Raw genomic sequence first — 26,637 nt, 5'->3', positions numbered from 1 at the left:
AGGGAGCCTCAGGCGGCCTCGGAACGGACGGTGACCGGGGTCTCCGGCGCGTCGCCGATCAGGATCGCCATGCCGCAGTCCACACACGCCCACTCGGGGCAGTCCGCGCCGTGGTCGTCCGCGCACGGCGGCTGCTCGAAGCGGCGTTCGCCGCCACAGGCGGAACAATGACGTGTGAGGGCCATCTCTCGGTGACCTCCCTCGATTCGGCAGGGGAGCGTTCACACGTTCGCATGCGCCCCGCCGTGATCGCAGGACCTCGCTCGGCGTGTCCTGAAGATTCTCATAACGGACGTAGGGCCCCTGCCCCCGGCGATGTTCCGCCGTCCGTTCCGGGATCACATCGTACGGGACCGCGGACCGGCCTTGGGACCGTTCCAGCGGTGGCCCCGCGGGCCGGTGCCCGCGGGGCCGCCGGGCCGTGGGACCATCCAGAGCGTGCCGCAAGCCCATGACGTTCCGCGGAGAGCCGGACAGGAGAGCACTTCCATGCCGCAAGCCAGCGCCACGGCCGCCTCGGGGCCGGGCGAGGAGAGCGCCTTCCTTCTCGCCTGCCGCCGCAGGCCGGTGCCGTACACGCCCGTGTGGTTCATGCGCCAGGCGGGCCGCGCCCTGCCGGAGTACCGCGAGGCGCGCGCGGGCATCCCCATGCTCGAGGCGTGCGCCCGGCCCGACCTCATCGTCGAGATCACGATGCAGCCCGTCCGGCGCTACGCCGTCGACGCGGCCATCTTCTTCAGCGACATCGTCGTGCCGCTCAAGGCGATCGGCGTCGACCTCGACCTCAAGCCCGGTGTCGGCCCGGTCATCGCCGACCCGATCCGCGACGCCGCCGCCGTCGACCGGCTGCGCCCGCTCGAGCCCGGCGACGTCCCCTTCGTCGTCGAGGCGGTCGGCGCGCTCACCGGCGAGCTCGGCGCCACCCCGCTCATCGGGTTCGCCGGCGCCCCGTTCACGCTCGCGTCGTACCTCATCGAGGGCGGTCCGTCCAAGACCCACGACCGGACCAAGGCGATGATGTACGGCGAGCCTGAGCTGTGGGCCCGGCTGCTCGACCGGCTCGCCGACATCGCCGCGACCTTCCTGAAGGTCCAGATCGAGGCCGGGGCGCGCGCGATCCAGCTGTTCGACTCGTGGGCCGGCGCCGTCGGCCCGGAGGACTACCGGACGTCGGTGCTGCCGTACAGCCGCAAGATCTTCGAGGCGCTGGAGCCGTACGACGTGCCGCGCATCCACTTCGGCGTCGGCACGGGCGAGCTCCTCGGCCTGATGGGCGAGGCCGGCGCCGACGTCGTCGGCGTCGACTGGCGGGTGCCCCTCGACGAGGCGGTCCTGCGCGTCGGGCCCGGCAAGGCGCTGCAGGGCAACCTGGACCCGGCGATCCTGTTCGCCCCCTGGGACGTCATCGAGAAGCGCACCCGCGACGTGCTCGCCCGCGGCCGTACCGCCGAAGGCCACGTCTTCAACCTCGGCCACGGCGTGCCGCCCGCGGCCGACCCCGACACGCTCACCCGGCTCGTCGAGTTCGTCCACGAGGAGTCGGCGCGCTGACCGCCGACACGCGACCCTGAACGCCGGTCGTCCTGGACGTCTGCCATCGTGGGGACCATGACCGATGAGTCGCATCGCGGCCACGTCGCCGTCGTCGGCGGCGGCGTCGCCGGGCTGACCGCCGCGTACGAGCTGGCGAAGCAGGGCGCCCATGTCACCCTCCTGGAGGGGTCGCCGGACGTCGGGGGCAAGCTGCGGGTGAGCGAGATCGCCGGCGTCGCCGTCGACGAGGGCGCCGAGGCGATGCTCGCCCGGCGCCCCGAGGGCCTGGACCTCGTCCGCGAGCTCGGCCTCGGCGACCGGCTCGCCTTCCCCGGCACGACGTCCTCGGCGATCTGGAGCCGTGGCGCCCTGCATCCGATGCCCGCCGGCCAGGTGATGGGCGTGCCCGCCGACCTGACCGCCCTCGCCCGCTCCCAGATCCTCTCGCCCGCCGGGCTGGCCCGGGTGCCGCTCGACCTGGTCCGCCCAGAGACCCCGCGCGGCGAGGACGTGTCGGTGGCCGACTACGTCGGCGCGCGCGTCGGCCGCGAGGTGGTCGACCGCCTCGTGGAGCCGCTGCTCGGCGGGGTCTACGCGGGGCGCGTCGAGGAGCTGTCGTTCGAGGCGACGATGGGCGGGCTGGCCACCGCGTCCCGGAGCCGCCGGTCCCTGATCAACGCCGCGCGCACCGTCGTCGCGGCGGCGCCCGCGAACCCCGGTCCGGTCTTCACGACGCTCGTCGACGGCATGGGTTCGCTGCCGGGCGCGCTGGCCGCGAAGCTCGCCGGCCTCGGGGCCGTCGTGCGCACCGAGGCGATGGTCCGCGAGCTCACCCGTACGCCCGGCGGCTGGCGGCTGACGATCGGGCCCGCCCGCGCGCCGGAGTCCCTCGACGTCGACGCCGTCGTCCTCGCGGTGCCCGCCCGCCCCGCCGGCCGTCTCCTGAAGGACGCCTCTCCGGCCGCGGCCGCCGAGCTCGACCGCGTCGAGTACGCGAGCATGGCGGTCATCACGCTCGCCTACTCCGGCACGGCCTTCCCCGAGCGGCCGCGCCGCAGCGGCTACCTCGTGCCCGCCGTCGAGACCCGGGACGTCAAGGCCGTCACGTTCAGCACCACCAAGTGGCCGCACCTCACCGGGGGCTCGCCCGACCTGGTCGTCGCCCGCTGCTCCATCGGCCGGTACGGCGACGAGCAGGCGCTCCAGCGCTCCGACGAGGAGCTGGTGGCCGCGGCCATGACGGAGCTGGCCCGCACCGGCGACGTCACCGAACTGCCCATCGACACGCGCGTCACCCGGTGGGGCGGCGGGCTGCCGCAGTACACCGTCGGACACCTCGAACGGGTCGCGCGGATCCGCGCCGCGGTCGCCGGACTGCCCGGTGTGGCGGTCTGCGGCGCGGCCTACGACGGCGTCGGCGTACCGGCCTGCGTCGTGTCCGGCCGGGTCGCGGCGGCCCGGGTGCTCGACCATCTGAACGGTCGGGGACAATCGGACCGGGGAGCCGAGCCGGTCGGCGACCGGCCCGCGACCCCCAGGCGTTCCCCCGGACAGCGAAGAGGAGTGCGACCGTGAGTGCCGCAGAGACGGGCCGACCGAAGGCACGGGAGCTCAACCAGGTCATCCGGTACACCATGTGGTCGGTGTTCCGGGCCCGTGACCTCGCCGAGGCCGACCGCGCCGCGGTCGCCCGCGAGGTCGAGGAACTGCTCGAGCAGGCGGCGGCCAAGGACGTCACGACCCGCGGGCTGTACGACGTGGGCGGGCTGCGCGCCGACGCCGACTACATGTTCTGGTGGCACGCGCCGAGCTCCGACGACCTGCAGGAGATCTACCACCGCTTCCGCCGGACGGCGCTCGGCCGCGCCTCCGAGCCGGTGTGGTCGGTGATGGCCCTGCACCGCCCGGCGGAGTTCAACAAGAGTCACATCCCGGCGTTCCTCGCCGACGAGGAGCCTCGCGCGTACCTCTCCGTCTACCCGTTCGTCCGGTCCTACGAGTGGTACCTCCTGCCCGACGAGGAGCGCCGCGCGATGCTCGCCGAGCACGGGATGATGGCGCGTGGCTACCCCGACGTGCGGGCCAACACGGTCGCGTCGTTCTCGCTGAACGACTACGAGTGGATCCTGGCCTTCGAGGCGGATGAGCTGCACCGCATCGTCGACCTGATGCGCCACCTGCGCGGCGCGACGGCCCGCCGCCACGTCCGCGAGGAGATCCCCTTCTACACCGGCGCTCGCAAGCCGGTCTCCGAGCTCATCGCCGCCCTGCCCTGACCCGCCACGACACCGGCCACTTCATCAGTGCCGAGGATTTTCGTCGCTCCACCAACGACGATGATCCTCGGCACAGGCGCGCCAGGGCGTCCGGCTCACCCAACTCGACCTCGCCCGCCGCGACGGCACAACTCCGATTGACTTCGGAACATGTTCCGAACTACCGTGAAGGCGTGTCCACTCCTGTCGTTTCATTCTCCGAGCTGTCGAAGAACTCCAAGCGGGTCGCCGAGACCGTCGAACGTGCTCAGCGCGTCCATGTCACTCGACGGGATGGCGAGGACCTGTACCTCACCACCGAAGGGCACGACCGGCAGCGCGAAGAGACCGCAGACGTCACCACGCGGCTGTTCACCGCACTCATCAGCAGCGATGAGGGCGCTCGTGCCGTCCTCCTCGCCCTTCCGCAGGTGTTTCCCTGGGTCCGTCACCTCTCGGCGGCAGAGGTTCGCGAGTTCGTGGTAGAGCTCGTGGACGCCGTCCGTGACGCGGCCGAGCTGGACGTGCATTCCAACGTCCATCGCGTCATCGTCGAGTGGCGGGCTACCGCTCGCATCCTGGCCGATCCGGAACTGGCGGCCCGGCTGGCCGCCCCTCTTCCCGATGAGGATCACGGAGAGGTGCCCGCTCCATGAGCCCGAAACGGGGCGACGACGTCCCGTCGCCACCGGTCGGCGACGAGTGGCGGCTGCGCTTCGCCACGACCGACGCGGCCAAAGGCTGGGCGGAGCTCTGCAATGAGGCCGCAGGTAACACCCGGCGGTGTCATGAGGCGCTGCGCAGCGATCCGATCTCCATGCGCGATCCCGATCGTCAACACCGGCTGCGCGGCCGCCTCGCGACCGCCACCCTGGGCGGTGTCGAGTATCCACAGTGGGAGTACGAGGTGACCGCCGGCGGCCGCGTACGCTACCTCGTCGATCGAACCAAGCGGACCGCGTATCTCACCTACGCTTCCCCGCGACATCCCAAGGACACGGACGGCTGATCGTGATCCGGTCCTGACCGAGTCCGGCCAGCCGTGCAGCAGCACGACGACGGGGGCTCCGTGATCTGCGGACCGCTGGTGGATCACCCGCAGGCCGGCGCCGCCCGCCCGGACCGTCACCCAGGGGAACGCGCCGACGCGGCGCTCGTGCACGCTGAGCGCCACCATCCGGCGCCTCGCCGACGGGTGAGCGCATGACCGGCCATGTCCGGCGGATCCCGCGGCGCTAGGCCATCGCCGGGTACCAGTGGCTTCATCGGAGGGTCAAGGGTGGTCGAGGAAACGGCCATTGGGCGGGTCGGTCGGTGTGCGGCGGCGGAGTATTCCACGCGTGACTCGATCAGGGCGCCGGAGGGGGCGACATGTGCGGCCGCGCGACGGCGTGCCCGGCATGGTCGCCCGGCTGCTGCCGGCCTCAGTCGTACGCCCGGCGTGCCTGCTCCTCGGCGGGGTGGCCGGACTCGTGCTGGTGGCCGTCGCGTTGACCCCGTCCGCCCCGCACCGGCGGCCGGGCCGTCCGGTGGTCGACGTGGAACGCCCGACCCCGGTCGCGGCGCCGAGCACGACCCCGACCGCGCCGGCGTGGCGTGACGACGCCCGGGACACGGCCGCGGTGGTGTACTACCGGAGCGCGGATCCCCGGGCCGCCGGGCATGTGCGCGACGTGATCTGGACCGCGCCGATCCTGCGCGTCTACACCGACCTGCCCGCCGCCGACGCGAACTCGCCGGACGCCCTGGCCCTGTGCCGGACGGGCGCGGCGTACCTCGAGGTCCGGGGCCGGTCGCCGGTGGTCTTCGTGCACGCGCGCGAACGCGACGGATATCCCGTCCTCGCCAACAAGATGGACCTCAAGGACGACTGCCGCCTGGGCCGGGTGCCGTAGGAACCGTGGCCCGGCGCGGTGACCCGCAGCGCGGAAATCCGCGTGCGGATCTGGCGTGCTCGGCTCCCGGACTCCTAACGTCGATGCTCTGACACGCGAGGAGTGAGACGTGGCCGATGTGCTTGTCCGTGGGGGATGGGTGGTCGATGGGACGGGTGCCCCCGCCTACCGCGCCGACGTCGCGATCTCCGGTGACCGGATCACCGAGGTCGGCCCGCTGCCCGGGGCGCGCGGCGCGACGGAGATCGACGCGACCGGCCGGTACGTCATGCCGGGCTTCATCGACACCCACGTCCACGGCGACGCGGCCGTCTTCGCCCCCGAGGTTCAGCTCGCCGCCCTGCGCCAGGGCGTCACCACCTTCGTGCTCGGCCAGGACGGCGTCTCCTTCGCCCCGGCGAGCGCGGCGACGCTGGCGTACGTCTCGCGGTACTTCGCGCCGGTCAACGGCCGGCACCCCGGCCTCGACGGCGGCCCGGTGACGGTCGCTGCGCTGCTCGCCGGCTATGACCGGCGCCTTCCCCTCCACACGGTCTACCTGCTCCCGCACGGGACGATCCGGCGCAACGCGCTCGGCGCCGCCCGCCGCGCGCCCGACGCAGGGGAGCTGGCCGCCATGCTCCGCGACGTCGAACGCGGCCTGGAGGAGGGCGCGGCGGGCCTGTCCACCGGCCTGGAGTACTTCCCCGGCGCGTACGCCGAGGCCGGCGAACTGGCCGCGCTCTGCCGGCCGGTCGCCGCCGCCGGCCTGCCCTACGTGACGCACATGCGGGGGTACGAGGCCAAGGCCGGCGACGGGATGGCCGAGGTGCTCCGGATCGCGGCGTCCAGTGGGGTAGCCCCGCACGTCTCCCACTACCACGGCCCCCGCGAGCACCTGATCGCGTTGGTGGACGACGCGCGGGCCGAGGGCGTCGACCTGACCTTCGACAACTACCCCTACCTGCGCGGATCCAGCACCCTCACGCTGGTCACCCTGCCCGGCTGGCTGCCCGTCGCCGACCTGGACGCGACCCTGGAGGCGCTGGCCGACCCCGCCGTACGCCGGCGGCTGGAAGGGGAGTGGACCGCCGACCTGTGGCCGCGCATCACGCTGTCGCACGTGCCGGCCGACGACCTGCGCTGGACCGAGGGCCTGACGCTGCTCGAGGCGGCGGAGCGGGCCGGCCGCTCCCCGGGCGAGTTCTGCTGCGACCTGCTCGTGGCGACCCGTCTGGAGGCCGGGTGCGTCTTCGGGCAGCCGCCGACCAACACCGAGGAGTCGGTACGGGCCCTGCTGCGCCACTCCGCGCAGACCACCGGGTCGGACGCCATCTACCAGGGCGGCCACCCGCACCCGCGCGGCTGGGGCGCGTTCGCCCGGCTCCTGGCCCGGCACGTCCGCGAGCTCGGCGACTGGACCTGGGAGCAGGCGGCCGTGCACATGTCCGCGCACGCCGCGCGCCGGTTCCGCCTGCTCGACCGGGGCCTGGTCCGCCGCGGCTTCGCGGCCGACCTCGTCGTCCTGAACCCCCGTACGGTCACCGACCGCTCGACCTACGAATCCCCGCGAACGCCCGCCGACGGCGTCGATCACGTCCTCGTGGCCGGAGTGCCCGTCCTGGCCGGGGGCGCCCTGACCGGCGCGCTGCCCGGTCGTGCCCTCACCCCCGGCTGACCGCACCGTGCCTCCGCCGCACTCTCGTAGCGGACACCGGTGCGGGTCCGCGAGATGGGGCCGGTGGCGCTCCGCACGGCAGGCGAGATATCACGGAACCTCGGAACCACGCGACACGGCGCTGCAGAGGGGAACGTCCAGTGAGCGAACGCGGCATCGGCGAGGCGGCCACCGACCAGGCGGACGGCACCGGTGAGGCGACCACCGGCCGGGCGGACGGCATCGGCGAGGTGACCGCCGGCCGGGGAGAGGGCGCCGGCGTGCGCCTCACCGCCCCGCCCGCGCGGATCGGCGCGCTGACCAAGGGCCTGTGGCACCCGGGACCGGCCGAAGCGGCCGAGGACTTCGCCGCCGCCCGGCACCACCTGTTCGGCGGGGCCTTCACCTGGCCGGTCATGGTGGCCCGGCGCTCGGCGATCGAGCACAACATCGCCCGGCTCGCGGCGTTCTGCGCCGAGCACGGGCTGGAGTTCGCGCCGCACGGCAAGACCACGATGGCACCCTCGCTGTTCCAAGCGCAGTTCGACGCCGGAGCGTGGGGGATCACCGCCGCCACCGCCAACCAGGTGCTGGCCTACCGGACGTTCGGCGTGCCCCGGATCCTGCTGGCCAACGAGCTGCTCGACCCGGTCGCGCTGCGCTGGATCGGCGAGGAGGCCGACCGCGGCCTGGAGTTCCTGTGCTACTTCGACTCGGTCGCCGGAGTGGAGACGATCGCGTCGGTGCCCGGGTCCTTCCGGGTCCTGGCCGAGCTCGGGCACGCCGGCGGGCGCACGGGCTGCCGCACCGCCGCCGAGCTGGCCGAGGTCGCCCGCGCCGTCGCCGCCGCCCCGAACATCGAGCTCGCGGGCGTGGCGGCCTACGAGGGCGGCCTGGCGAGCGTGCCCGCCGTCACCGCGTACCTGAACGACGTGCGCGCGGCGACGCTGGAGCTGTCCCAGGCCGGGCTGCTGCCCGAGACCGTGATCGTCACCGCCGGCGGCAGCGCCTACTTCGACGTCGTCGCCGACCGGCTCGGCGGCGACTGGCTGCCCGGCCACCGGCTGCGCGCGATCCTGCGCAGCGGCGCGTACGTCAGCCACGACGACGGCGTCTACCGCGTCAAGACGCCCTACACCCGGATCGAGGGCTCGCTCGACGCGGCGCTGGAGGTCTGGGCGCAGGTCACCTCCACGCCGGAGGACGGGCTGGCCCTCGTCGGCATGGGCAAGCGCGAGGCGCCGTACGACGAGGGGCTGCCGGTGCCGCGCCTGATCCGCCGTCGCGACGGCGGCGAGGAGCCCGCCGACGGTCTCGTCGTCGAGCGGATGAACGACCACCACGCCTACCTGACCGGCGACGTCCGGCTCACCCCCGGCGACCTGGTCTGCTTCGGCATCTCCCACCCCTGCACGGCTTTCGACAAGTGGCAGGTCATCCCGGTGATCGACGAGAATCGCACGGTCGTCGACCTGATCCGCACCTACTTCTGAGACCCCGCAGGCGCGCCGCCGGCGAGTGGTACGCCCGACCATCGATTGGAGAAGACCATTCCTTCCAAGAAGCGCGTCCAGCCGGAGAACGTCCCCGCACCGGGCGGGACGTACTCGCATGGGATCGTCGCCGGTGACCTCCTCTTCACCGCGGGGATGGGCCCGATCGACCCGGAGACCGGCCAGGTCGTCGGCGACGACGTGGCCACCCAGACCCGGCAGGTCCTGAAGAACCTGGCCGCCGTCCTCGCCGCCGAGGGCCTGACCTTCGACGACGTCGTCAAGTCGACCGTGCACCTGCAGGAGCTGCACCGCGACTTCGCCGCGTACGACGAGGTCTACCGGGAGCACTTCAGCGAGCCGTACCCGGTGCGTACGACGGTCGGCTCGGATCTGATGAACATCCTGGTCGAGATCGACTTCGTGGCGTACAAGGGCTGATGGACTCCACCGTCTACACCTTCGTCGAGGACGTGCGCGGCGAGGGCGCCGCGCCGGTCCTCGACCGGGTTCTCGGCTACGGCTGCACCGGGCTGACCGTCGCGGCGGCCTACCACCGGGCCCGTGACGTCACCCCGCACGGGGCGTCCCGGGTGACCTTCCGCCACGACGGCGTGCACTTCCCGCCCGGCGACCTGTTCGGGCGGCTGGTGCCGCCCGTGCGGGCGGGCGCGGAGGAGGACCCGCTCCGCTCGCTGCGGGACCTGACCCGCTCGCGCGGCGCGTCCCTGTACGCGTGGGGGGTCTTCCTGCACAACACCACGATCGGCCTGGCACACCCCGACGTGACGCAGGAGAACTGCTTCGGTGACCGTGCGGCCCCGGCGGACCTGTGCCCGTCCGACCCGGACGTCCGCGCGTACGCCGTGGCCCTGGCCCGCTCCATGGCCCGGTACGGCGTCGACGGCGTCGTCGCCGAGTCGCTGCACTTCGGGTTCTTCGGTCACGGGTACCACCACGAACGCTCCTTCGTGGAGCTCGGGCCGGTCGCCGAGTACGCCCTGGGCCTGTGCTTCTGTCCGCACTGCCGACGCGTCCCGGGGGCGGAGGCGGCACGGGCGGAGGCCGCGCGCCTGGTGGAGGAGGCCTTCGAGGGCGGTGGCGCCCGGCAGGCGGAGGCCGGCCCGCCGGAGGTGATCACGGAGTTCGCGATGGCCCGCCGGGCGACGGTCACCTCGCTCGCCGCCGAGGTGGCCGAGGCCGTCGCCGCGGAGGGCTCCCGCCTGATCTTCCTCGACCTCACCGGCGCGGTGAAGGGGTACGCGGACGGCCGCCCGGCGGGCGGGCCCGCGGCGTCCGACGCGTGGCGGATCGGGATCGACCCGGCCGCGGTCGCGCGGGTCACCGGCGGCTACGCCGTCACCGCGTACGCGCGGGACACCGAGCGGGTGACGGCCGACCTGGAGGCGTACCGCGCCGCCCTCGGTCCGGGCCGCGAGCTGCGGGCTCTGCTGCGCCCGGGCCCGCCGGACACCGCCTCGGCGGCCGAGCTGGCGGCCAAGACCGGCGCGGTCGCGGCGACGGCCGACGCGGTGGACTTCTACGCCTACGGGCTGCAGCCGTTCGGCGTCCTCGACCGGCTGTCGGTCCTGCGCTGAGCGGGCGGCGCGCCACCCTCGCCGGGCGGCGCGCCGCACTCAGGGAACGCGTCGTGATGAGGGGACGCGTGCCGTGGTCCTCATGCGGCCTTAATGCGCTTCATTCCGCTCTGAAATTCATTTCATGCGGTTCCTCGTCGTGCTTCATTGTTTCTCCAGGCGGGCCGGTTAATTTGGTCGGCATCTGAAAGACCTGCGAACACGAGGGAGTGCAAATGAATCTGCGCAATCGGGCCGTCGCCGTCGTCACCGCCGTGACCATCGGCGCGGGTGGCATCCTGGCCATGGGGGCGACGGCGGAGGCCGCCGTACGGCCCGCCGCCGCGCACGTCCTGAGCGCCCACGCCTACCGGGTCGTCGGCGTCAGAAAGGGCCATGAGCTCACCGTTCGGGCGGCGGCGAACGCGAAATCGCGGGTCGTCGGCCACCTCGCCGCCGGTGCCGCGACCACCGGCACCGGCCGGTCCTCCCGCGGCTACCTCGAGGTCAGGGCGGGCAACGGCAAGACCGGATGGGTGCCGGCGAAGAACCTTGAAACGATCGAAGTGAAGCGCCACTGACAGTCGTCGAAAATGCGCCGGCGCGGCCACGTGCCGGCGCAATTTCTATTCCGTCCGAGGGGCCTATTCGGCCGGTTCGAGATTCAGCGAGACACTGTTGATGCAGTACCGCTGGTCGGTCGGGGTGGGGTAGCCCTCGCCCTCGAAGACGTGGCCCAGGTGCGAGTCGCACCGGGCGCAGCGGACCTCGACGCGGATCATGCCGTGCGACGTGTCGCGCAGCAGCGTCACCGCGTCCGACTCGGTCGGCTGGTAGAAGCTGGGCCAGCCGCAGTGCGAGTCGAACTTGGTGTCCGAGCGGAACAGCTCCGCGCCGCAGGCCCGGCAGCGGTAGACGCCTTCGGTCTTGGTCGAGACGTACTCCCCGGACCACGGCGGCTCCGTGCCCGCCTCACGCAGGACGTGGAACTCCTCCGGCGAGAGCTGAACCTTCCACTCTTCCTCGCTCTTGCGAATGACTGTCATGTCCCGCATAACCCGGGCGGGGCGGTCGCCATTCCGGCGATCTGTCGCCGGGCGGTTGTACCGTGCGGTTATGGCATCGCCTTACGTGGAGATCCAGGTCGGAGATCGCGTCGTCAAGATCACCAATCCGGACAAGGTCTACTTCCCGGCGCGGGGGGAGACCAAGCTGGACCTGGTGAACTACTACCTGGCCGTCGGTGACGGCATCCTGCGCGCGCTGCGTCGCCGCCCGACGACGCTGGAGCGCTGGCCGGGCGGGGTGTTCGAGGGCGCGAAGATGGCGACGCGCGCCGACAACCGGGGCGACGCGTTCTACCAGAAGCGTGTGCCGAAGAACGCGCCCGACTGGCTCGAGACGGCCCGGATCGCGTTCCCCAGCGGGCGCCACGCCGACGAGATCTGCCCCACCGAGCTCGCGGCCGTGGCCTGGTGCGCCAACCTCGGCACCGTCACCTTCCACCCGTGGCCGGTGCGCTGCGCGGACGTCGACCATCCCGACGAGCTGCGCATCGACCTCGACCCCCAGCCCGGCACCGGCTTCGCCGAGGCCAGGAAGGTTGCCCTGGAGGGGGTCCGCGAGATCCTCGACGAGCTCGGCTGCACCGGCTTCCCCAAGACCTCCGGTGGGCGCGGCGTCCACATCTACGTGCGGATCGAGCCGCGCTGGACCTTCACGGAGGTGCGCCGCGGCGCGCTGGCGTTCGGACGGGAGATCGAGCGCCGGATGCCCGGCCTGGTCACCACCAACTGGTGGAAGGAGGAGCGCGGTGAGAAGGTCTTCGTAGACTTCAACCAGAACGCCCGTGATCGGACGATCGCGTCCGCCTACAGCGTCCGCCCGAAGCCGTACGCCCCGGTGTCGGCGCCGCTGACCTGGGAGGAGCTGCGCGACGCCGATCCGGAGGACTTCACGATCGCCACGATGCCGGAGCGCTTCGCCAAGGTCGGCGACCCGCACGCCGCGATCGACGAGCGGGCGTTCTCCCTGGAGACGCTGCTGGAGTGGGCCGACCGGGACGAGCGGGAGCATGGGCTGGGCGACATGCCCTATCCGCCGAACTATCCGAAGATGGCGGGTGAGCCCAAGCGCGTCCAGCCGAGCAAGGCCCGCCGCGACTGAGCCCCTGATCGGGCGGCTCAGGTCTCGATCAGACAGGATTTCTCGCGGGTGTTCGCGAGCACCGAGTCGTGGCCGTAGCCGCTGTCCTTGAGGCCCTCGAACGGCAGGCCCGGAGGCATCTTCCGGTAGGTGTTCACCCAGACGGTGCCGGCCTCGACGTCCCGGCACATGCGGTGTGCGCGGCCGAGGTCCCGCGTCCACACGCCCGCCGCCAGGCCGTACGCCGAGTCGTTGGCGATCGCGATCGCCTCCTCGTCGGTGTCGAAGGGCAGCGCCACGGCGACCGGGCCGAAGATCTCCTCCTGGCAGACGCGCAGCGCGTTGTCCTCGGTCGTGAACAGCGTCGGCTCGACCCAGTAGCCGCCCGCGTACGCCTCGTCCACGATCTCGCCTCCGGAGCGCCCACCGAAGACCAGCTCCGCACCCTCCTTCGCGGCGATCTCCAGGTAGCCGGTGACCCGCTGGAACTGCTCGGCCGAGACGATCGGCCCCATCGTCGTCTCCTCCGACAGCGGGTCGCCGAGCCGGATGCCCCGGGTGATCGCCGTGATCCGGTCGATCATCTCGGCGAAGACCGGCCGCTGGATGAGGATGCGCGAGCCCGCCACGCACACCTGGCCCGCGTTCGCGGTGAAGACGCTCTGCGTCGACACGCCGAGGGCGGCACGGTCCAGGTCGGCGTCCGCGAAGACGATGTTGGGCGACTTGCCGCCGAGCTCGAAGGCGAGGGGTTTGAGGGCGTCGGTGCTGGCCCGGGTGATGATCCGCGCCGTCTCGGTGGAGCCGGTGAGGCTGATCCGGTTCACGCCGGGGTGGCGGACGAGGGCGTCCCCAGCCTCCTCGCCGAGGCCGGAGACGATGTTGAGCACCCCGGGCGGCAGGACCTCGCGCAGCAGCTCGCCGAGCCGCAGCGTCGACGCGGCCGCCTGTTCGGCGGGCTTGATGACGACGGTGTTACCGGCGGCCAGCGCGAACGCCGCCTTCGCCGAGAACGTGGAGATCGGGGAGTTCCAGGGGATGATCCCGACCACCACCCCGTACGGGACGCGCCGGGTGAATCCCAGGCTGCCGGGTCCGAGGATGACGGTTCTGCCCTCGACGGCGGCGCCGCACTCGGCGGCGGCCAGTTGCCAGAGGTAGGTCATGCCGGGTAGGTCGCGCCGGGCGGTCTCGGTGATGATGCGGCCGTTGTCGCGGGTCTCCAGCTCGGCCAGTTCCCGCGCGTTGGCGGCGAAGACCCCGGCCACCTCGCGGAGCAGGTGCGCCCGCCCGGCCGCCGGCATCGCGGACCAGGCGGGGAACGCCGTGCGGGCCGCCGTGACGGCCGCGTCCGCGTCGCCGGCCGTGCTGCGCGGGATCCTCGCCCAGGCCCTCCCGGTCGAGGGATCGACGGAGTCGAGCGTGCGGTCGGCGGGGCGCGGCTCGCCGCCGATCAGGTTGGAGAACTCCCGCATCGCGACCCCTTCTCCCGGGCGCGGCCGAATCCGTCCGCGCCACTCGGCATTTTGCCAAAGCGTACGCTTGGTTGGTATGCCGGGAGAAGAGCCGCGCGTTCTTCTGAAGAAATCCGGGGAGACGGTGTCGGATCGGGGCGGTGGTGTTCGTAGCAGGGGTGAGGCCGCCCACGAGGGGCGGCGCCGAGGCGAGGGAACCGCCATCATGAAGCTGATGACGATCCAGGTCCACCGGCCGGCCGGGCGCCCGCGGTACGCGCCGACGGCGTGAGATCCCCGACCGGAGTACGACGCCGTCTCGGCGCCACAGGAGAGGATGTTCAGATGCGGTACCTGGTCTCTGTGATCGATGACAAGAGCAATCCCGGCAGCACGGACAGGCAGCCCGCCATCAGCGCGTTCAACGAACGACTCATCGCCGAGGGCCACTGGGTCTTCGCGGGGGGGCTCGCGGACACCGACGCGGCCACGGTCGTCGACAACCGGGGCGAGCAGGTGGTGTTCAGCGACGGGCCCTTCGTGGAGTCGAAGGAGTACCTCGCCGGCGTCTGGGTGTGGGAGGCCCCCGATCTCGATGTGGCGCTCAAGCTCGCCGCCGAGGCGTCGAAGATCTGCGATCGGAAGATCGAGGTGCGGCCGTTCCTGTGAACGCCGCCGACGTCCGCGAGGCGGTCACCCGGGCCCACCACGAGGAGTGGGCCCGGGTGGTCGCCTCCCTGACCAGGCGTTTCGGTGACCTCGACCTCGCCGAGGAGGCGGCCGCCGAGGCGTTCGCGACCGCCGTCGAGCGGTGGCCGGCCGACGGCGTGCCGCCCAACCCCGGTGCCTGGCTGACCACCACCGCGAACCGCAAGGCCATCGACCGGATCCGGCGTGAGAGCAAGCGCGACGGTAAGCACAGGGAGGCTCAGATCGTGTTCGACGACGATCCGCCGGAGCCTGTCGGCGCCATTGACGACGACCGGCTCCGGCTGATCTTCACCTGCTGCCACCCGGCGCTGGCGATGGAGACCCGGGTGGCGCTGACGCTGCGCATGGTCGGCGGTCTGACCGTGCCCGAGATCGCCCGCGCCTTCCTGGCGCGGGAGACCGCCATGGAACGGCGGATCACCCGCGCGAAGGCCAAGATCAAGGCGGCGCGCGTCCCCTACCGCGTGCCGTCCGCCGAGGATCTGCCGGCGCGCGTCTCCGGCGTGCTCGCCGTCCTGTACCTGGTGTTCAACGAGGGTTACCTCGCGACCGGCCCCGGCACCGACCCGGTACGACGCGACCTGCCCGCCGAGGCGATCCGGCTCACCCGCCTGATCCGTGCCCTCCTGCCGGACGACGGCGAGGTGGCCGGGCTGCTGGCGCTGATGTTGCTCACCGAGGCCCGCCGCCCCGCGCGGGTCTCGGCCGGCGGCGAACTGGTCGCCCTCGCCGAGCAGGACCGGGGGGCCTGGGACACCGGCCTGATCGCCGAAGGCCACCGGCTGGTGCGCGAGCGCCTCGCCGCTGCCGCCGCCGGGGCGGCTCCGGGCCGCTACCAGATCCTCGCCGCGATCAACGCCGTGCACACCTCCGCCCGCGACATGCGCGACACCGACTGGTCGCAGATCCTCGCCCTCTACGATCGGCTCGTCCGCCTCGACCCCTCGCCGATCATCGCCCTCAACCGGGCCATCGCGGTCGCCGAACTCGACGGCCCGCAGGTCGCAATGGCGGCCGTCGACCGCCTCGAGGACGAGCTGGCCGGCTATCACGCCTACCACGCCACCCGCGCCGACCTGCTGCGCCGGCTGGGCCGCGGGCATGAGTCCCGCGCGGCCTACGACAAGGCCATCGACCTGGCCGGCAACACCGCCGAGACCGCCTACCTGACCCGCCGCCGCGACCAACTGGGGTAGCGCCCTGGGCGTCACCCGTCCCGCGGGGCCCGGGGCGGTGCGCCGGCGAAGCGGCGGGTGCGGGCCGGGAGGGTCAGTCGCCGAGGATGTCGTCCAGGTCGTACGCGACGGGCACCTCGAGCTGGTCGTACCCGCATGACTCCGGCGTGCGGTCCGGCCGCCAGCGCCGGAACCGGGCGGTGTGCCGGAACCGGCGGCCCTCCATGTGGTCGTAGGCGACCTCGCACACCAGCTCCGGGCGCAGCGGCACCCACGACAGGTCCTTCTTGCCGGTCCACCGGCTGACCGCCCCGGGCATCCGGTCGACGGTGGCGTCGGTCTGCTCCGCCCACCCGGCCCACGGGTGCCCGGCGAGGTCCGTGACCCGATAGGGCTCCAGCTCCGCGACCAGCTCCTCGCGGCGCTTCATCGGGAAGGACGCCGAGACCCCGACGTGCTGGAGCCGGTCACCGTCGTACAGGCCGAGCAGCAGCGAGCCGACGACCGGCCCGGACTTGTGCCAGCGGAACCCGCCCACGACGCAGTCGGCGGTGCGCTCGTGCTTGACCTTGAACATCACCCGCCGGTCCGGTTCGTACACACCGTCCAGGGGCTTGACGACCACGCCGTCCAGCCCGGCACCCTCGAACTCGTCGAACCAGCGCAGGGCGACGTCGTAGGAGTCGGTGGCGGGCGTGAGATGGACGGGCGGCTTGGCGCCGGCGAGCGCCTCGGCGAGCCGGGCGTGCCGGTCGCCGAACGGGGTCTCCAGCAGCGACTCGGCGCCGAGCGCGAGCACGTCGAAGGCGACGAACCCCGCCGGCGTCTCCTCGGAGAGCAGTTTGATCCGGGAGGCGGCGGGGTGGATGCGCTGCTGCAGCGCCTCGAAGTCGAGGACGTGGCCGCTCCGGACGACGATCTCCCCATCGAGGACGGACCGCTCGGGCAGCTCACGGCGGAAGCCCGCGACGAGCTCGGGGAAGTAGCGGTCCAGCGGCTTGCCGTTGCGCCCGTAGATCGCCACCTCGTCGCCGTCCCGGAACACGATCGCCCGGAACCCGTCCCACTTCGGCTCGTACAGGACGTCACCCCGGGGCAGCTCCTTGACGGCCTTGGCCAGCATCGGCGCCACGGGCGGGCTCACGGGCAGGTCCATGACCTCACACTAGAACACGCCTACGACGCTCCTCCGTCGTCCACGCGGCGCGTGTACCGGAGGAACAGGAAGTCCTCCTCCTCCAGGACGTGCCCGAGACGCAGCCGGGTCGACGCGGATCCCGGGCCGTCGATGATCCGTGCCGCGTCGCCCGCCGTGATCTGCGGGCTGACGGTGAGGCACAGCTCGTCGAGCCGCTCCGCCGCGACGAACTGGGCGAGCAGCCGCGGGCCGCCCTCGGTGAGCTGACGGGTGAGTCCGCGCTCGGCCAGCGCGTCGAGGGCCGCGGCCACGTCGACCGCGTCCTCCCCGGCGACGATCACGTCGGCGTGCTTCGCACAGCCCCTGCGGCGGTCCTCCCCGGCCGCGGCGCAGGTGATGATGATCGTGCGGCTCGCCGCCTCGGTGAAGACGGGCGCGTCCAGGTCGAGGTCCAGGGAGCGCGACACGATGGCCAGCGGCGGCGCCGGCGCCCGTCCCGTACGGATGTCGCCCCACCACTCGCCAGGGCGGACCGGGCCGTACCCCTCGACGCGGACCGTCGCCGCGCCGACCACGACGACGTCGGCCAGCCCGCGCAGCAGGGACAGCAGGCGCCGGTCGGCCTCGTTCCCCAGACCTCCGGCCTTGCCCTCGAACGTCGCGGCGCCGTCGGCGCTGGCGACCATGTTGCCCCGGAGCCAGGGGGCGGTGTCCGGATAGGCGTACGCCTCGGCGAGGTCCGCGAGGCCGGCGGGTTCGAGTCGTCGCATGACACCCAGGGTGGCACAGCGTTCGGTTCGTGACGTTATCGCGCTCTTGTCGCAGCGTTGTCCGGGTGACACTTGAGGAAGAGCCGGGTCAAAAGGGGGACGAGTTTGGGCATCGCCGCGCTAGTGATGTGGATCCTGGCCGCGGTCGCGGGCGCCTACCTGCTGATCGTCTGGCTGGCCAACGGCGGTCTGCGGCGCCAGGGCACGAAGGTCACCCGATTCCCGCTGGTGGTGGTCCTCGGCCATCCCGCGCTCGCCGTGGTGTCCCTGGGCGCCTGGGTGAGGTTCCTGCAGACGGCGCGCGTCGCGTACGCGTGGGAGTCGTTCGCCCTGCTGGCGGTCGTGGCGCTCCTGGGCTTCACCCTGCTGACGCGCTGGCTGACCGGCCGTGGCGGCAAGCACGCGCGCGGCGCCGAGCAGCACTTTCCCCTGATCGGCGTGCTCGCCCACGGCACGGTCGCCATCCTGACGTTCGTGCTGGTGCTGCTCACCGCGATCAGGGTCGGCCGGGGTCAGCCCTGACCGTCGTCGACGGCCCTGGCCGGTCCTGACCAGGCGGGGAGGACGCGGCGCAGCAGGACGAGGGCGCGGTCGGCGACCGCCAGCTCGTCGTTGGCCTTGACCGGCTCGCGGTCGGCCGGTCTCGGCGTCGCCGTGTCGAGGACGATCTCCCAGCGCTCGCCGAAGCGCTCGTCCGGGATGTGGAAGACGATGCCGTCGGAGTGCGCGTTGAACAGCAGCAGGAAGGAATCGTCGCGGACCCGCCGTCCCCGCGGGTCCGGCTCGGTGATCGCGTCGCCGTTGAGGTACACCGCGACGGCCTTGGCGTAGCCGATGTTCCAGTCCGCCTCGGTCATCTCCGTTCCCGAGGGGGTGAGCCAGCAGATGTCGCGCTGGCCGTCCAGCTCGCCGCCGTGCGTGCGCCCCTGGAAGAAACGCCGCCGCCGGAAGACCGGGTGCTCCCGGCGCAGCTCCGACACCGTGCGGATGAAGCCGGCCAGGTCCGCGTCGCCGTCCCAGGACACCCAGGCGATCTCACCGTCCTGGCAGTAGGCGTTGTTGTTGCCGTCCTGCGTGCGGTTCAGCTCGTCGCCGTGCGACAGCATCGGCACGCCCTGCGACAGGAGCAGTGTGGCGAGGAGGTTGCGCTGCTGGCGGGCGCGCAGCGACCGGATCGCCGGGTCGTCCGTCTCGCCCTCCGCGCCGTGGTTCCACGAGCGGTTGTCGTCGGTGCCGTCGCGGTTGTCCTCGCCGTTCGCCTCGTTGTGCTTGCGGTCGTAGGCGACGAGGTCGTGCAGGGAGAACCCGTCGTGACAGGTGACGAAGTTGATCGAGGCCAGCGGGCGGCGGCCGTCGTCGGCGTACAGGTCGCTGGAGCCGGTGAGGCGGGAGGCGAACTCCTGCAGCACGGGCTCACCCCGCCAGAAGTCACGGACAGAGTCGCGGTACTTGCCGTTCCACTCGGTCCACAGCGGCGGGAAGTTGCCGACCTGGTAGCCGCCCTCGCCGACGTCCCAGGGCTCGGCGATCAGCTTGACCTGCGACACGATGGGGTCCTGCTGCACCAGGTCGAAGAACGCCGACAGCCGGTCGACGTCGTGGAACTCCCGGGCCAGGGCCGAGGCGAGGTCGAACCGGAACCCGTCCACGTGCATCTCGGTGATCCAGTACCGCAGCGAGTCCATGATCAGCTGGAGCGCGTGCGGGTGCCGGGCGTTGAGGCTGTTGCCGCAGCCGGTGTAGTCGAGGTTGTACCGCTTGTCGTTGTCCCGGAGCCGGTAGTAGGCGGCGTTGTCGATCCCGCGGAAGCTGAGCGTCGGCCCCAGGTGGTCGCCTTCGGCGGTGTGGTTGTAGACGACGTCGAGGATCACCTCGATGCCCGCCTGGTGCAGCGCCCGCACCATGGCCTTGAACTCCAGGACCTGCTCGCCGAGCTGCCCGGTGGAGGAGTAGGCGTTGTGCGGCGCGAGGAACCCGATGGTGTTGTAGCCCCAGTAGTTGGTCAGCCCGCGCGCCACCAGGGCGTGCTCGGAGACGAACTGGTGCACCGGCATCAGCTCGATCGCCGTGACGCCGAGCTGGAGAAGATGGTCGATCATCGCGGGGTGGGCGAGCGCGGCGTAGGTGCCGCGCAGGCCCTCCGGGATGGCCGGGTGGAGCCGGGTGAGGCCCTTGACGTGCGCCTCGTAGATCACCGTCTCGTGGTACGGCGTCCGCGGCGGGCGGTCGTCACCCCACTCGAAGAACGGATTGATCACGACGTTCTTCGGCATGTACGGCGCGCTGTCCTCGGTGTTGAGCTCCGCCGGCGCCGCGAACCGGTACGAGAAGAGGGACTCGTGCCAGCGCACGTCGCCGTCGACGGCCTTGCCGTACGGGTCCAGCAGGAGCTTGGCGGGATTGCACCGGTGGCCCCGCGCCGGATCGTACGGCCCGTGGACCCGGTAGCCGTACCGCTGACCGGGGCCGACGCCGGGGAGGTAGCCGTGCCAGACGAAGCCGTCCACCTCGGGCAGGACATGGCGGCTCTCGATGCCGTCCTCGTCGAACAGGCAGAGCTCGACCCGCCGCGCCACCTCCGAGAACAGCGCGAAGTTCGTGCCGGTCCCGTCCCAGGTGGCACCCAGGGGGTAGGGGGTGCCGGGCCAGACCTCCTGCATCGCTCTCCTCGGTGTCCACGGACATGCCTCATCGAATTGTCGCCGTACCGGGGCCGAGACGCGAATGGCATGGCCGGGCACGTCCGGGAATCCGCGCCCCGGGCCGCGCGGCCCGGGGCCGGTCGCGCGGCTGACCAGGGCATTTATCCGGATCCGCCAGGGATGCACTCTACGTGAGGTCAGGAAAGGCCCGTGCCAGGGTGCGTCTCCGGCCCGGTCACCCGGTCGGCCTCCGCCCGGTCCGGCGGCAGGGCCGGAGCGCCACCGAACTCCACGCCGTGCGCCTCACGGCCGAACGCGGTCAGCAGGATCACGGCGAGGAGCGTCGGCGCCACCACGACCGCGAAGGCGAACGAATACCCGTGCGCGTCCGCGAGGCGCTCCTGCAAGGGCAGGTTGATCGCGGCGAGCAGATTGCCGAGTTGGTAGGTCACGCCCGGATAGAAGCCGCGGATGGCATCGGGCGACATCTCCGTCAGATGCGCCGGGATGACGCCCCAGGCACCCTGGACGAAGAGCTGCATGAGGAACGCGCTGATCGCGAGCATGGCCGTGCTCTTGGAGTAGGCGAACAGCGGCACCACGAGCAGGGCCAGCAGCGCCGAGCCTACGATGGCCCGCCGACGGCCGAAGCGCTGTGAGAGCGTACCGGCCACGACACCGCCGAGGATGGCGCCGACGTTGTAGATCACCGCGATGCCGACCGCGAAGTGGGGAGAGTGCCCCAGGCCCTTCTTCACGAAAGTCGGGTATACGTCCTGCGTGCCGTGGCTCATGAAGTTGAACGCGGTCATGAGCAGCACGAGGTAGAAGAACCGGACCAGGACCTTCCGGTGGAAGAAGACCTCGCGTAGCGGCGTGCGCGTCATCCGCAGCCGCGCGTTCGTGCGCTCCCAGACCTCCGACTCGCCCACGCGGTACCGCACGTACAGCGCGAGGAGCGCGGGCACCGCCCCGAAGACGAACAGGCCGCGCCAGCCGAAGATCGGGGTGATGACGAAGTACGCGAGCGCGGCCACCAGGTAGCCCGCCGGGTACCCGACCTGGAGCAGTCCGGAGTAGAACCCGCGCTTGGCCGGCGGGATCTTCTCCATGGCCAGGGACACGCCCAGGCCCCACTCGCCGCCCATGCCGATGCCGTAGAGGAACCGCAGCACGAGCAGCATGGTCAGCGAGGTCGAGAAGCCGGAGATCATCTCGATGACGGAGTAGAACAGCACGTCCGCCATGAGCGGGATCCGCCGGCCGGCCTTGTCCGCCCACAGGCCGAACAGGTACGCCCCGAGCGGCCGGGCGATCAGCGTCAGCGTGGTCGCGACGGTGACCTTCTCGGCCGAGGTGCCGAAGTCCTTGGCCACCTCGGTGATCACGAAGACGAGGAGGAAGTAGTCGAACGCGTCCATCGTCCAGCCGAGGAACGCGGCGAGGAAGGCGTTGCGCTGGTCTCGATCGAGGCCGCCGGCCTGGTCACGGATGTCGCCGAGGAGGGGTACGCCCATGTGTCGTCCTTGGTCCGGTCCGTCGCTCCCGGCCGATCTTTACCCAGAGTTGGGACGGTCAATTCCATGGTTTCCTAGTAGGAAATATTGACTAGCCCTGGTTCGTCGTGTTTCCATCGATTCCATGCGCGTCCGGCCCGCTCTCACCCGCCGGCGGCACGTCGACCTGGTCCGTGTCGCCGCAGCCCGCTGTCGCGGCTGACGACCTCGCCGTTCTCCCTCTCCCGTGACCCCACCGCCGGGTCGCGTCCTCTCCTCCCCGTGCCCGTTCGCCCGTGACGGTGCCCCACGGCACCCGTCCGGCGAGTGCGCCGTGCCCGAAGGCGGCGCCGCCCCGTACAGGAGCGCATTCCCCTCATGCCCAGAAGATCTCTCTCGGCCGTCCTGGCCCTGACCCTGGCCGGCACCGGCTGCGCCGCGCAGGCGCGATCGTCCGACACGCCGACCCTGAAGATCGGATACTTCCAGGGGGCCGTCGCCGGCCCTGAGGCCGTCGTGGCCGCCGACCCCGGCCTGTCGTCCCGCGTCAAGGCGAAGATCGAGCTCCGCCCGATCGACAGCGGGGTGGCCGGCATGGCCCAGCTGCGCGCCGGCGCCTTCCCGGTGGTCTCCGGCGTCGGCAACCCGCCGTTCGTCGGCGCCTTCTCCTCCGGCACGGACGTGGAGGTGGTCTTCGCCGAGAGCATCGACGAGTCCGGGCTGGTCGTCAGCGACGCGATCAAGTCCAGCGCCGACCTGAGGAAGGTCGGCGTCCTCGTCGGCTCCACCCTCGACTTCCAGCTCCGCGGCTGGCTGAAGAGCCAGGGCCTCGCCGGCAAGGTGCAGATCGCCAGCTTCGCCAGTGAGGCCGCCGAGGCGGCCGCCTGGAAGTCCCACAAGATCGACGCGGTCTACATCAGCCAGGCGTTCCTGCTGGAGCTGAAGAAGCACGGCGGCCGGGTGCTCACCACGGCCGCGGACATCGCGAAGCTCGGGTACGCCGCGGTCAACCTGCTCGCCGTCAGCCGGCCGTACGCCGCGAAGAACCCCGACGTGGTCCAGCGGCTGGTCTGCCAGATCTCCCAGGCCCAGACGCTCGTCCACGGCGACCAGGCCGCCAGGTACGTCCGCCCGGCCGCCCGGTTCCTCGGCGTGCGCCCGGACGACGCCGTCGAGGCCACGAAGAGCTACCCCTACATCCCGGCGGCCGAGGAGACCGGCTGGCTCAAGGGCGAGGACGGAACGGCTTCCTCCGGCCGGCTCGCGGCGAACTTCCAGCGCACCGCCGAGTTCCTCGTGTCGCAGGGCCGGGCGAAGAGCGTTCCGCCCGCCGCTCGGATCGCCGCGCACATCGACCCGCGCTTCTGGGACAAGGCGCAGGCCGGAGGCTGCTCGTGAGCGGGCCCGGAGCGTCCCGTACGGCGGCACCGGAAGGCGCGCCGGCGAACACGGTCGTCGAGGAGCCCCGGATAACCGAACGGCCGTCCGCCGTACGGCTCCGGGACGTCGGCAAGACCTTCCGAGGGCGGCGCAGGCGGACCTCCGCGCTGGAGGGTGTGAGCCTGGACATCGAGGCGGGGGAGTTCCTCTGCCTGCTCGGGCCCTCCGGGTGCGGCAAGTCCACCCTCCTGGGCATCCTCGCCGGGTTCGTCCCCGCCGACTCCGGTGAGGTGCTCGTGGACGGCCGGCCGGTTAAGGGGCCGGGCCCCGATCGGGGCGTGCTGTTCCAGACGCCGACGCTGTTCCCGTGGCTCACCACGCGCCAGAACGTCCTGTACGGCCCCAAGGCCCGAGGCGCCCTGACCCGGGAGACGGAGGAGGAGGCCGACGCGCTGCTGGAGACCGTCGGGCTGGCGGACTTCCGTGACGCCTACCCGCACGAGCTGTCCGGCGGGATGCGCCACCGCGCGGCGTTCGCCCGCGTGCTGATCAACCATCCGAGCGTGCTCCTCATGGACGAGCCGTTCGGGGCGCTCGACGCGATCACCCGTGCCGGGATGCAGCGGTTCCTGCTGGAGCTCTGGCAGCGGCACCACATGACGATCGTGTTCGTCACCCATGACGTCGAGGAGGCGACCCTGCTCGGGGACAGGGTGGCGGTGCTGTCCGGGCGGCCCGGCCGGACGAAGGCGGTCGTCGACATCCCGCTGCCGCGCCCCCGGGCGTACGAGGACACCGAGACGCTCGCGTTCGTCACGGCCAAACGGCGTATCAGGGAGGTGCTGGAACGATGAGCGAGCCGATCGTGTGCGCGGCGCGCCCGGCCGCCCTGGAGGCTCCCGGCGGCCTGGAGTCCCCGGCGGAGGCGCCCGGGACCGGCGGGACGCGGGAGCGGCGGAGGCGGCGTTCGTGGCGGCGCGTGGCGTACGGCGGCGCGGGCATCCTCCTGGCGCTCGGCGTCTGGCAGGTCGCGGCGCTGGTCATCGGCGATCCGGTGACGCTGCCCACCGTCTCCGGGACGGTCCGCGAACTCCTGCACTACCTCACCCACCCCTACCCGGAGTCGCAGGGCAAGACCCTCGTGGAGGACGCCCTGATCAGCACGGGCCGGATCCTCGCCGGCTTCGGGCTCGGCACGGTCGCGGGCCTCGTCCTGGGCGCGGCGATGGCGGGCGTCCGCGTGGTCCGCGAACTGGCCGACCCCCTCATCGCGGTGATGCGGCCGCTGCCGCCGATCGCGTTCATTCCGCTGCTCGTGGTCTGGTTCGGCATCGGCGAGACGTCGAAGGTGGCGCTGCTCTTCTTCGGCGTGCTCCCGGTCATCACGATCGCGACCCTGGGCGCCCTCGACGCCGTGCCGGCCGAGCTGGTCAACGCCAGCCGGAGCCTGGGCGCCTCGCATTTCCACACGATGGTGCACGTACGGCTCCGCGCCGCCGTCCCCGGCGTGATCACCGGCATGCGGATCGCCATGGGCGGCGCCTGGACCAGCATCATCGCGGCCGAGATGATCGCGGCCACCGGAGGGGTCGGCTTCCTGATCCTGCAGGCCGGCAACTACCTCCAAACCCCGTTGATCTTCAGCGGGATCATCGTCATCGCCGTCCTCGGCTTCGCGTTCGACGGCCTGCTGCGCCTGCTGCTGCGCGCCGCCGACCCCACTACCCGTCACTCGTGACACCACTGAGAGAGAAGAGGAAACCCATGTCCACCCTCGACATCCGCAAGGTCGGCGGACGCATCGGCGCGGAGGTCACCGGCGCCGACCTCGACCACCTCGGCGACGAGGAGTTCGGCGACCTCAACGCCGCCCTGCTGGAGCACAAGGCGCTGGTCTTCCGCAACACCGGCCTCGACGACGAGGGCCAGATCCGCTTCGCCGCGAGGTTCGGCGAGCTGACCACCGCCCATCCCACCGTGCCGTCCGTGGACGGGAACCCCAACATCCTGCCGGTCGACGGCGAGGAGGGCATCCGGTCGAACCACTGGCACACGGACGTGACGTTCGTGCGCACGCCGCCCAAGGTCACCACGCTCCGCGCGCTGGTCGTGCCGCCGTCCGGGGGCAACACGCTCATCGCGAACGCCGCGGCCGCCTACCGTGACCTGCCGGAGCCGTTGCGGGAGTTCGCCGACCGGCTGTGGGCCGTGCACACGAACGACTACGACTACGTCCTGCCCCGTACGAACACCGAGAAGGCGGTGGAGTACCGGGACACGTTCATCTCCACGCGGTACCGGACCGGGCACCCGGTCGTGCGGGTGCACCCGGAGACGGGCGAACGCGGGCTGTTCATCGGCGGGTTCGCCCAGCGGATCGTCGGGCTGAACAGCACCGAGTCGCGTGACATCCTGCGCCTCCTCCAGGAGTACGTCATCCGGCCGGAGAACGTCCTGCGCGTCCAGTGGAACCCCGGCGACCTCGTGGTGTTCGACAACCGGATCACCCAGCACTACGCCCCGGACGACTACGAGGACCAGCCGCGCAAACTGCACCGGGTGACCGTGGCGGGCGACGTTCCGGTGGGTGTCGACGGCGCGCGGAGTCACGTCATCGAGGGCGACGAGGCGGGTCACTACACCCCGGTGACCGCCGCCGCCTGATGAGCGCGGGACCCGGAGGCGCGGCTCCGGGTCCCGTCCGGCGGCCGGGCGGGCCCCCGGACGGGGAAGGCCGGCCCGCGGGTCAGGCGGGGTCCGGCCGGGTCCGGTCGAGGCGTCCGGCGGCCCGGGCGTGCGCCTCCTCCAGGAGGGAGCGCGCGAGCACGGCGGTCCGCTCGCCGGGGTCGAGGACGCAGACCCAGCCCTGGACGGCGTAGGCGGGGTGGGGGAGGAGCCGGTCGGTCACCGTGAAGTCGACCGCGCCGCGGTGGTCCGCGGCCGCGGCGGGCGGGTAGCCGAGCAACTCCTCGAACCTCCTGCGCCCGACGGCGAGGTTCAACCGGAACACGCCGGGACGGTTCAGGTCCGAGGCGGTGTCGAACCCCTCGTAGTCCTTGGTCACGATGGTCGCGAAGGGGAGGAATCTGTCGGCGGGCGCGTCACCGTGGGGGTCGTAGGAGATGAACGTGTCCCCCCACGCCGGCTCCGGGGCCCCGGTCTCCTCACCGGCCGTGACGACCACGGTCCCCGGCAGGCCGGCCGCGAACTGAATGATCTCGTCCTGCGTCATGACGCCTCTTTCGCTCTCGGTCGCGTTCTCCCTTCAATGGTTTCATTGACGTTCCCTGTGAGACTTTTCACGGAAATGCCAAGGAACTACGTGGTCGTATCCGGC

General features: G+C 72.0%; 28 protein-coding genes. 19 read left to right on the top strand and 9 right to left on the bottom strand.

The genetic code is table 11. The features are described 5' to 3' along the window. Nucleotides 1-8 precede the first annotated feature (8 nt). Complete coding sequence (locus NE235_RS08480; RefSeq protein WP_252800427.1) at nt 9-185, bottom strand: hypothetical protein; 177 nt, start codon at nt 183-185, stop codon at nt 9-11. Nucleotides 186-489: 304 nt separating this feature from the next. On the opposite strand from NE235_RS08480, the gene hemE reads away from it, so the two are divergent. Genes hemE through hemQ form a run of 3 tightly spaced genes read left to right on the top strand, consistent with a single transcriptional unit; the run spans nt 490 to nt 3,809 of the window. Further along, on the top strand, nt 490-1,551 hold the full coding sequence (hemE, locus tag NE235_RS08475; protein ID WP_252800426.1) for a uroporphyrinogen decarboxylase: 1,062 nt from the start codon (nt 490-492) through the stop codon (nt 1,549-1,551). Nucleotides 1,552-1,608: 57 nt separating this feature from the next. Further along, entirely contained in the window at nt 1,609-3,108 is a 1,500-nt protein-coding gene (gene hemG, locus NE235_RS08470; protein WP_252800423.1) for a protoporphyrinogen oxidase, read from the top strand. A gap of 59 nt (nt 3,109-3,167) precedes the next feature. Further along, nucleotides 3,168-3,809 (top strand): hydrogen peroxide-dependent heme synthase, encoded by a 642-nt coding sequence (gene hemQ, locus NE235_RS08465; RefSeq protein WP_252800878.1) that lies wholly within the window; start codon nt 3,168-3,170, stop codon nt 3,807-3,809. 191 nt (nt 3,810-4,000) lie between these two features. On the opposite strand, the gene NE235_RS08460 is transcribed toward hemQ, so the two are convergent. Next, on the bottom strand, nt 4,001-4,423 hold the full coding sequence (locus NE235_RS08460) for a hypothetical protein (RefSeq protein ID WP_252800421.1): 423 nt from the start codon (nt 4,421-4,423) through the stop codon (nt 4,001-4,003). 17 nt (nt 4,424-4,440) lie between these two features. Between NE235_RS08460 and NE235_RS08455 the strand changes: the two genes are divergently transcribed. The 7 genes from NE235_RS08455 (at nt 4,441) to NE235_RS08425 (ending at nt 10,970) form a co-directional block, all read left to right on the top strand. Next, nucleotides 4,441-4,797 (top strand): hypothetical protein, encoded by a 357-nt coding sequence (locus NE235_RS08455; RefSeq protein ID WP_252800420.1) that lies wholly within the window; start codon nt 4,441-4,443, stop codon nt 4,795-4,797. 364 nt (nt 4,798-5,161) lie between these two features. After that, nucleotides 5,162-5,683, top strand: a complete 522-nt coding sequence (locus NE235_RS08450) for a hypothetical protein (protein ID WP_252800417.1) — start codon at nt 5,162-5,164, stop codon at nt 5,681-5,683. Nucleotides 5,684-5,792: 109 nt separating this feature from the next. After that, the gene (locus NE235_RS08445; RefSeq protein ID WP_252800415.1) at nt 5,793-7,340 is read left to right on the top strand and encodes an N-acyl-D-amino-acid deacylase family protein; all 1,548 of its coding nucleotides are present in this window, start codon (nt 5,793-5,795) and stop codon (nt 7,338-7,340) included. Nucleotides 7,341-7,600: 260 nt separating this feature from the next. Further along, complete coding sequence (locus NE235_RS08440) at nt 7,601-8,812, top strand: alanine racemase (RefSeq protein ID WP_406567554.1); 1,212 nt, start codon at nt 7,601-7,603, stop codon at nt 8,810-8,812. A 45-nt stretch (nt 8,813-8,857) separates the two neighbouring features. Beyond that, nucleotides 8,858-9,253 carry a RidA family protein gene (locus NE235_RS08435; protein ID WP_252800413.1) on the top strand — a complete coding sequence of 132 codons (396 nt, stop codon included), beginning with the start codon at nt 8,858-8,860 and terminating at the stop codon, nt 9,251-9,253. Further along, the gene (locus NE235_RS08430) at nt 9,253-10,410 is read left to right on the top strand and encodes a hypothetical protein (protein WP_252800409.1); all 1,158 of its coding nucleotides are present in this window, start codon (nt 9,253-9,255) and stop codon (nt 10,408-10,410) included. The genes NE235_RS08435 and NE235_RS08430 overlap by 1 nt, the downstream gene beginning before the upstream one ends. Nucleotides 10,411-10,625: 215 nt before the next feature. Further along, nucleotides 10,626-10,970, top strand: a complete 345-nt coding sequence (locus NE235_RS08425) for an SH3 domain-containing protein (protein ID WP_252800408.1) — start codon at nt 10,626-10,628, stop codon at nt 10,968-10,970. 63 nt (nt 10,971-11,033) lie between these two features. On the opposite strand, the gene msrB is transcribed toward NE235_RS08425, so the two are convergent. Next, entirely contained in the window at nt 11,034-11,435 is a 402-nt protein-coding gene (gene msrB, locus NE235_RS08420; protein ID WP_252800407.1) for a peptide-methionine (R)-S-oxide reductase MsrB, read from the bottom strand. 70 nt (nt 11,436-11,505) lie between these two features. Here msrB and ligD point away from each other — a divergent pair, with 70 nt between their 5' ends. Beyond that, complete coding sequence (gene ligD / locus NE235_RS08415; RefSeq protein WP_252800406.1) at nt 11,506-12,555, top strand: non-homologous end-joining DNA ligase; 1,050 nt, start codon at nt 11,506-11,508, stop codon at nt 12,553-12,555. A 17-nt stretch (nt 12,556-12,572) separates the two neighbouring features. Here ligD and NE235_RS08410 read toward each other — a convergent pair whose 3' ends face one another. Beyond that, nucleotides 12,573-14,009, bottom strand: coding sequence for an aldehyde dehydrogenase family protein (locus NE235_RS08410; RefSeq protein WP_252800405.1), 1,437 nt, complete (start codon nt 14,007-14,009; stop codon nt 12,573-12,575). Nucleotides 14,010-14,333: 324 nt separating this feature from the next. Here NE235_RS08410 and NE235_RS08405 point away from each other — a divergent pair, with 324 nt between their 5' ends. Together NE235_RS08405 and NE235_RS08400 are read left to right on the top strand one after the other, a co-directional pair. Further along, on the top strand, nt 14,334-14,657 hold the full coding sequence (locus NE235_RS08405) for a YciI family protein (protein ID WP_252800404.1): 324 nt from the start codon (nt 14,334-14,336) through the stop codon (nt 14,655-14,657). Beyond that, on the top strand, nt 14,654-15,895 hold the full coding sequence (locus NE235_RS08400; RefSeq protein WP_252800403.1) for an RNA polymerase sigma factor: 1,242 nt from the start codon (nt 14,654-14,656) through the stop codon (nt 15,893-15,895). Before NE235_RS08405 ends, NE235_RS08400 begins: the two co-directional genes overlap by 4 nt. A 73-nt stretch (nt 15,896-15,968) precedes the next feature. Here the strand turns inward: NE235_RS08400 and NE235_RS08395 are convergent, their stop codons facing one another. Then, nucleotides 15,969-17,030, bottom strand: coding sequence for an ATP-dependent DNA ligase (locus NE235_RS08395; RefSeq protein ID WP_252800402.1), 1,062 nt, complete (start codon nt 17,028-17,030; stop codon nt 15,969-15,971). Nucleotides 17,031-17,050: 20 nt separating this feature from the next. Next, a complete protein-coding gene (locus tag NE235_RS08390) occupies nt 17,051-17,782 on the bottom strand; it encodes a pyrimidine reductase family protein (protein ID WP_252800401.1) in 732 nt (243 codons plus the stop codon). A 105-nt stretch (nt 17,783-17,887) separates the two neighbouring features. Here NE235_RS08390 and NE235_RS08385 point away from each other — a divergent pair, with 105 nt between their 5' ends. Further along, entirely contained in the window at nt 17,888-18,304 is a 417-nt protein-coding gene (locus tag NE235_RS08385) for a hypothetical protein (protein ID WP_252800400.1), read from the top strand. Here the strand turns inward: NE235_RS08385 and glgX are convergent. Both glgX and NE235_RS08375 read right to left on the bottom strand, forming a co-directional pair. Beyond that, complete coding sequence (glgX, locus tag NE235_RS08380; RefSeq protein WP_252800399.1) at nt 18,295-20,442, bottom strand: glycogen debranching protein GlgX; 2,148 nt, start codon at nt 20,440-20,442, stop codon at nt 18,295-18,297. The genes NE235_RS08385 and glgX overlap by 10 nt on opposite strands. A 179-nt stretch (nt 20,443-20,621) precedes the next feature. Further along, nucleotides 20,622-21,941, bottom strand: a complete 1,320-nt coding sequence (locus tag NE235_RS08375; protein WP_252800398.1) for an MFS transporter — start codon at nt 21,939-21,941, stop codon at nt 20,622-20,624. 124 nt (nt 21,942-22,065) lie between these two features. Here NE235_RS08375 and NE235_RS38625 point away from each other — a divergent pair, with 124 nt between their 5' ends. The 5 genes from NE235_RS38625 (at nt 22,066) to NE235_RS08355 (ending at nt 25,964) form a co-directional block, all read left to right on the top strand. Continuing rightward, nucleotides 22,066-22,143 carry a putative leader peptide gene (locus tag NE235_RS38625; RefSeq protein WP_360890854.1) on the top strand — a complete coding sequence of 26 codons (78 nt, stop codon included), beginning with the start codon at nt 22,066-22,068 and terminating at the stop codon, nt 22,141-22,143. A 155-nt stretch (nt 22,144-22,298) separates the two neighbouring features. Then, on the top strand, nt 22,299-23,318 hold the full coding sequence (locus NE235_RS08370; RefSeq protein WP_252800397.1) for a taurine ABC transporter substrate-binding protein: 1,020 nt from the start codon (nt 22,299-22,301) through the stop codon (nt 23,316-23,318). Then, nucleotides 23,315-24,154 carry an ABC transporter ATP-binding protein gene (locus NE235_RS08365; RefSeq protein ID WP_252800396.1) on the top strand — a complete coding sequence of 280 codons (840 nt, stop codon included), beginning with the start codon at nt 23,315-23,317 and terminating at the stop codon, nt 24,152-24,154. The genes NE235_RS08370 and NE235_RS08365 overlap by 4 nt, the downstream gene beginning before the upstream one ends. Continuing rightward, nucleotides 24,151-25,038 (top strand): ABC transporter permease, encoded by an 888-nt coding sequence (locus tag NE235_RS08360; protein WP_252800395.1) that lies wholly within the window; start codon nt 24,151-24,153, stop codon nt 25,036-25,038. The genes NE235_RS08365 and NE235_RS08360 overlap by 4 nt, the downstream gene beginning before the upstream one ends. Nucleotides 25,039-25,064: 26 nt before the next feature. Then, on the top strand, nt 25,065-25,964 hold the full coding sequence (locus NE235_RS08355) for a TauD/TfdA dioxygenase family protein (RefSeq protein ID WP_252800394.1): 900 nt from the start codon (nt 25,065-25,067) through the stop codon (nt 25,962-25,964). A gap of 82 nt (nt 25,965-26,046) precedes the next feature. On the opposite strand, the gene NE235_RS08350 is transcribed toward NE235_RS08355, so the two are convergent. Beyond that, on the bottom strand, nt 26,047-26,532 hold the full coding sequence (locus NE235_RS08350) for a DUF6194 family protein (protein ID WP_252800393.1): 486 nt from the start codon (nt 26,530-26,532) through the stop codon (nt 26,047-26,049). Nucleotides 26,533-26,637 lie beyond the last annotated feature (105 nt).

It is taken from the genome of Actinoallomurus spadix (assembly GCF_024055725.1).
Classification (GTDB): domain Bacteria; phylum Actinomycetota; class Actinomycetes; order Streptosporangiales; family Streptosporangiaceae; genus Actinoallomurus; species Actinoallomurus spadix.
Note: the sequence above shows the minus strand (reverse complement) of the source record. Positions and strands in the feature narration are given on the sequence as shown.

Excerpts from the sequence above, each read along its gene's own strand:
- NE235_RS08425 (WP_252800408.1), top strand. The coding sequence starts at position 10,626 with ATGAATCTGCGCAATCGGGCCGTCGCCGTCGTCACCGCCGTGACCATC.
- glgX (WP_252800399.1), bottom strand. The coding sequence starts at position 20,442 with ATGCAGGAGGTCTGGCCCGGCACCCCCTACCCCCTGGGTGCCACCTGG.
- NE235_RS08405 (WP_252800404.1), top strand. The coding sequence starts at position 14,334 with ATGCGGTACCTGGTCTCTGTGATCGATGACAAGAGCAATCCCGGCAGC.
- hemG (WP_252800423.1), top strand. The coding sequence starts at position 1,609 with ATGACCGATGAGTCGCATCGCGGCCACGTCGCCGTCGTCGGCGGCGGC.
- NE235_RS08350 (WP_252800393.1), bottom strand. The coding sequence starts at position 26,532 with ATGACGCAGGACGAGATCATTCAGTTCGCGGCCGGCCTGCCGGGGACC.
- NE235_RS08410 (WP_252800405.1), bottom strand. The coding sequence starts at position 14,009 with ATGCGGGAGTTCTCCAACCTGATCGGCGGCGAGCCGCGCCCCGCCGAC.
- NE235_RS08375 (WP_252800398.1), bottom strand. The coding sequence starts at position 21,941 with ATGGGCGTACCCCTCCTCGGCGACATCCGTGACCAGGCCGGCGGCCTC.
- NE235_RS08355 (WP_252800394.1), top strand. The coding sequence starts at position 25,065 with ATGTCCACCCTCGACATCCGCAAGGTCGGCGGACGCATCGGCGCGGAG.
- hemE (WP_252800426.1), top strand. The coding sequence starts at position 490 with ATGCCGCAAGCCAGCGCCACGGCCGCCTCGGGGCCGGGCGAGGAGAGC.
- NE235_RS38625 (WP_360890854.1), top strand. The coding sequence starts at position 22,066 with ATGCGCGTCCGGCCCGCTCTCACCCGCCGGCGGCACGTCGACCTGGTC.
- NE235_RS08390 (WP_252800401.1), bottom strand. The coding sequence starts at position 17,782 with ATGCGACGACTCGAACCCGCCGGCCTCGCGGACCTCGCCGAGGCGTAC.
- NE235_RS08360 (WP_252800395.1), top strand. The coding sequence starts at position 24,151 with ATGAGCGAGCCGATCGTGTGCGCGGCGCGCCCGGCCGCCCTGGAGGCT.
- NE235_RS08370 (WP_252800397.1), top strand. The coding sequence starts at position 22,299 with ATGCCCAGAAGATCTCTCTCGGCCGTCCTGGCCCTGACCCTGGCCGGC.
- msrB (WP_252800407.1), bottom strand. The coding sequence starts at position 11,435 with ATGACAGTCATTCGCAAGAGCGAGGAAGAGTGGAAGGTTCAGCTCTCG.
- NE235_RS08395 (WP_252800402.1), bottom strand. The coding sequence starts at position 17,030 with ATGGACCTGCCCGTGAGCCCGCCCGTGGCGCCGATGCTGGCCAAGGCC.
- NE235_RS08430 (WP_252800409.1), top strand. The coding sequence starts at position 9,253 with ATGGACTCCACCGTCTACACCTTCGTCGAGGACGTGCGCGGCGAGGGC.
- NE235_RS08455 (WP_252800420.1), top strand. The coding sequence starts at position 4,441 with ATGAGCCCGAAACGGGGCGACGACGTCCCGTCGCCACCGGTCGGCGAC.
- ligD (WP_252800406.1), top strand. The coding sequence starts at position 11,506 with ATGGCATCGCCTTACGTGGAGATCCAGGTCGGAGATCGCGTCGTCAAG.
- hemQ (WP_252800878.1), top strand. The coding sequence starts at position 3,168 with ATGTGGTCGGTGTTCCGGGCCCGTGACCTCGCCGAGGCCGACCGCGCC.
- NE235_RS08480 (WP_252800427.1), bottom strand. The coding sequence starts at position 185 with ATGGCCCTCACACGTCATTGTTCCGCCTGTGGCGGCGAACGCCGCTTC.